Source organism: Pseudarthrobacter sp. (assembly GCF_036675385.1).
Taxonomy (GTDB): domain Bacteria; phylum Actinomycetota; class Actinomycetes; order Actinomycetales; family Micrococcaceae; genus Arthrobacter.
Genome location: NZ_JAKFFD010000142.1, coordinates 1 through 4,033, shown reverse-complemented (window position 1 = coordinate 4,033; position 4,033 = coordinate 1). Strand labels below are relative to the sequence as shown.

Sequence of the window (4,033 nt, the reverse complement as noted above, 5' to 3'; positions counted from 1 at the left end):
GAGCCGTTCAGCTCAGCCACCCGGGCAGCCAGCGAACGCAGCCCGAACCCGCTGCCGTCCGGCCGGCCGGCCACGCCGGAACCGGGCGCTTCCGGCACAAAGCCCGTGCCGTCGTCGTACACGTCCAGGGTGACCTCGTCCCCGAGGAACGCGAGGGTGACGACGGCGGTGCTTGCCTTGGCGTGGAGCCTGACGTTGGCAAGGCTGGCCTGGGCGGCCCGGAGCAGGGTGACGCTGTACTGCGGCGGCAGCTCCGCGGGGTCGCCCACCAGTTCGAAGCGGCAGCGGAGCCCGTCACCGCGCGCGGCGGCGAGCGTTTCGGTTTCGCCGCAGAGCCGCTGCAGGCTTTCCGGGAGCGACGACTCCTGGAGCTGCGGCGAGGTGAGGCCGCGGACAAAGCTGCGGGCCTCCGCGAGGTTTTCCGACGCCGTCTGCTGCACCAGCGCGAACCGCTCGGCGGCGGTGGCAAGGTCGCCGCTGGCCAGGGACTTCTCTGCCGCCCGCGCCACCAGGACGATGCTGGACAGGCCCTGCGCCAAGGTGTCGTGGATTTCGCGGGCGAGGCGCTCACGCTCAGCTGCGACGCCGGCCTCATGCTGGGTTCTGGCAAGTTCTGCGCGGATGCGCCGGAGTTCGTCCGCCGCCAGCCGCTGGGCTTCACTCTCCTGGTAGAGCGCCCGGTAAGCCAGCCCGGTGACCACGGCGAAAACGGCACCCAGCCCCGGCCCCAGGACCATGGGCAGGGTGGGCGACGGCAGCCCGCTGGCTACCCACTGCGAAGCCACGACGGCAGCCGTCATAGCGGCGATGGTAAACAGGGCAATCCGGCGCGGCAGGACGTGCAGGTGGAGGAAAAAGAGCGGAAAGGCCACCCAGGAAAATTCGGCGCTGCCCGCGAGGAGGACGCCCCACAGTGCCGTGATAAGGCCCAGCCACGGGGCGGCGTAGGGGTGCGGGTTGAAGCCGGAGCGTCCGGCGGCGAAGCGCTTTTCCAGGACGGTGCCGGCGAGATACGCGGCTGCCAAGGCAAGGGCGAGTGCGGACCAGACGAGGCGCTGACCGGCTGCCGTGCCGTCTGGTGTGGCGGGCCCGGCCGCTTCGGTGGCGCCGTCCGTGCCGACGGCTCCGTCAGCGAAGTGGAGACGCAGGATGGCGACCAGCAGCAGCACGGCAAACCCGACATGAAGCGTCACCCGCAGGAACCGCAGGATGGCTGCCCCCGACGAGGTGGGCTGTGGGTCGGCGGCAGGCATTTCATCAGCTTATGCGCCGATGGGGGCGCACGGATCAACCAAAAGGTTGACCTCCCCTTCAACCGTTTATCCCGCCCGGCTCAACCAAGTCCCCGATGTGGGCTTGGCAGATTCGCCGGAGAGTGGATTGAGAAGGAACTCCACCCCGATTGAAGGAAGTACAACGTGTTTCTCGCTATTCGCGATATCCGGTTCGCCAAGGGCAGGTTTGCCTTGATGGGCGGCGTGGTGGCCCTGGTGACGCTGCTGCTGGTGCTGCTATCCGGTCTCACCGCCGGCCTGGGCGACCAGTCGACGTCCGCCATCGAGAAGCTCGGGTCTGGGTCTGGTGCTGGCTCCGGTATTGAGGCCAGGCCGGTGGACAGCATCGTGTTTGGCGCCCCGGGCACCAACCAGCCCACGGCCTCCTTCACAGAAAGCGAAGTGACGGCCGCGCAGGTGGACAGCTGGAAGCACGTGACGGGCGTGGCAAGCGCAGAGGCCCTGGGCATCAGCCAGTCCCGCCTCCAGGGCGGCGACGGCGGCACCACCAATGTGGCGGTGTTCGGCGTTGCCGAGGACGGGCAGCTGGCGCCCTCGCCGGTCCGGGCGGGGTCGGTGGTGATCGGCGCGACCGTCGCCGCAGACCTTTCGCTCGACGTCGGAGACGCGGCCACGGTGGGTGGCACTGAATTGACCGTCACCGCCGTCGTGGATGACCGGTGGTATTCGCACACCGGCGTGGTGTGGACGGCACTGCCCACCTGGGCCGAGGTGGCGCACTTGGCGCCGGCTGCCGGCAGCGCGCCGGGGAGCGGGCCGGTGGCGACCGTCGTCGCCGTCACCTACCAGGACGGGGCCGTGGTGGACGAGGCAGCGGCCAATGCGATGGCGCGGACAGTCAGCACCAGCCGCACCGGTTCGTTCCAGGCGCTGGGGTCCTTCAAGAGCGAAAACGGCTCGCTGATGCTGATGCAGGCCTTCCTCTACGGGATTTCGGCGCTGGTGATCGTGGCGTTCCTGACGGTCTGGACCGTGCAGCGGACCCGCGATATCGCCGTCCTCAAGGCCATGGGCGCGTCCGGCGGCTACGTGCTGCGCGATGCCATGACCCAGGCTGCGATTGTGCTGCTCGCCGGTGCGGGCCTGGGCGGGGCGGTCGGAATTCTGGGCGGGTTCGCCGCAGCCCAGGCGGCGCCGTTCCTGGTTACGCCGGCCACCACGGTGCTGCCCGTGCTGGGAATTGTGGCCCTGGGCATGGCGGGCGCCGCGCTGGCAGTCCGCCGGGTGACCGCCGTCGATCCGCTGATCGCCCTCGGCGGCAACTGAATCCCTTCTTCACCCTCCCGAAAGGTACTTCCCATGTCCGTCACACCTGTACTCGTCTCCACACCAACTGCCGGCTCCGTCCTCGCCCACCCGCTGACCCTCACCAACGTCACCCTCGAATACCCGGACGGGGGCGGAACCATCAAGGCTCTGAACAGCGTCAGCCTGGAGGTCGCAGCGGGCAGGATGGTCTCGCTGGTGGGCCCGTCCGGCTCGGGCAAATCCAGCCTCCTGGCCGTCGCCGCCACCCTGGTCCGCCCCACCAACGGGGACGTAATGATCGACGGGGTCAACACCGCGGGGCTGAAGGACAAGGAACTGACCGCGCTGCGGCGGGAGAAGGTGGGCATCATCTTCCAGCAGCCCAACCTCCTGGCGTCCCTGACCGCCGTCGAGCAGTTGATGATTGGCCACCACCTGCGCGGCAAGTCCCTGAAGGCCGCGCGTTCGCACGCCGCGGAACTCCTGGATCTGGTGGGGCTGGCCGCGTCCGCGGACAAGCGGCCGCACCAGCTCTCGGGCGGGCAAAGGCAGCGGGTGAACATCGCCCGGGCCCTGATGGGCAGCCCGAAGGTGCTGCTGGTGGACGAGCCGACGGCGGCGCTGGACCACGCGCGCAGCGCGTCGATCGTGGGGCTGCTGCGCCAGGTGACGGACGAGTTCCAGGTGGCCACAGTGATGGTCACGCACGATACCGAATTCGTCCCGCTGACCGACGCCGTCGCTGTAATGCGCGACGGCGGCCTGACCGCCCCGGTGCTGCCCGGCGCCTTACTTAGTCCCTTACTTAGCGCCGGGGGCGCGGAGTAGGGTTCCGTCATGGACATCATCTTGGTACCCGGTTTCTGGTTGGACGCGTCGTCGTGGGAGAAGGTGACGCCTGCCCTGGAGGCGGCGGGGCACACAACCCATCCCCTGACTCTTCCCGGCCTTGAATCTGTGGACGCACGGCGCGGCGGCATCACTCTGAAAGACCACATCGCCGCCGTCGTAGACGTTCTGGACGGTCTCGACGGAAAGGTGGTTCTTGTGGGGCACTCCGGTGGTGGCGCGGTCATCCACGGCGTGGCGGACGCACGGCCGGACCGCGTTGCCCGGAATATTTACGTGGACAGCGGACCCCTGGGCGAGGGCGGCGTCATCAATGACGGGCTGCCCACCGAGGGCGACGACGTGCCCCTGCCGCCGTGGGATGGCTTCGATGACGCCGATCTGGTGGACCTCACCGATGAGTTGCGCGCGTCGTTCCGGGCGCGCGCCATCCCCGAGCCCAAGGGCGTTGCGCATGGCCGGCAGCGCCTGCATGACGTCCGCAGGTACGACGTTCCGGCGACTGTGATCGCGTGCCAGTTCCCGTCGTCGCTCCTCACCGAATGGATCGACGCCGGCCATCCCTTCACCGCTGAGCTGGCCCGCATCCGCGACGTCGAGTACGTGGACCTCCCGACCGGCCATTGGCCCCAGTTCACCAA

4 protein-coding genes are annotated in these 4,033 nt (G+C 69.0%); 3 read left to right on the top strand and 1 reads right to left on the bottom strand.

What is annotated here, in order from left to right; all coding sequences use genetic code 11:
- Positions 1–1,253 (bottom strand): sensor histidine kinase (locus V6M49_RS11110; RefSeq protein WP_332761145.1); only part of this gene is annotated, 1,253 nt, incomplete at its 3' end.
- A 165-nt stretch (positions 1,254–1,418) separates the two neighbouring features.
- On the opposite strand from V6M49_RS11110, the gene V6M49_RS11105 reads away from it, so the two are divergent.
- The 3 genes from V6M49_RS11105 to V6M49_RS11095 form a co-directional block, all read left to right on the top strand.
- Positions 1,419–2,561: an ABC transporter permease gene (locus V6M49_RS11105; protein WP_332761144.1), complete on the top strand. Its 1,143-nt coding sequence runs from the start codon at positions 1,419–1,421 to the stop codon at positions 2,559–2,561.
- Positions 2,562–2,594: 33 nt separating this feature from the next.
- Positions 2,595–3,371 (top strand): ABC transporter ATP-binding protein, encoded by a 777-nt coding sequence (locus V6M49_RS11100; RefSeq protein ID WP_332761143.1) that lies wholly within the window; start codon positions 2,595–2,597, stop codon positions 3,369–3,371.
- Positions 3,372–3,380: 9 nt separating this feature from the next.
- Positions 3,381–4,033, top strand: a 653-nt coding sequence (locus tag V6M49_RS11095; protein ID WP_332761142.1) for an alpha/beta fold hydrolase, incomplete at its 3' end; no start/stop codon positions are given.

Excerpts from the sequence above, each read along its gene's own strand:
- V6M49_RS11100 (WP_332761143.1), top strand. The coding sequence starts at position 2,595 with ATGTCCGTCACACCTGTACTCGTCTCCACACCAACTGCCGGCTCCGTC.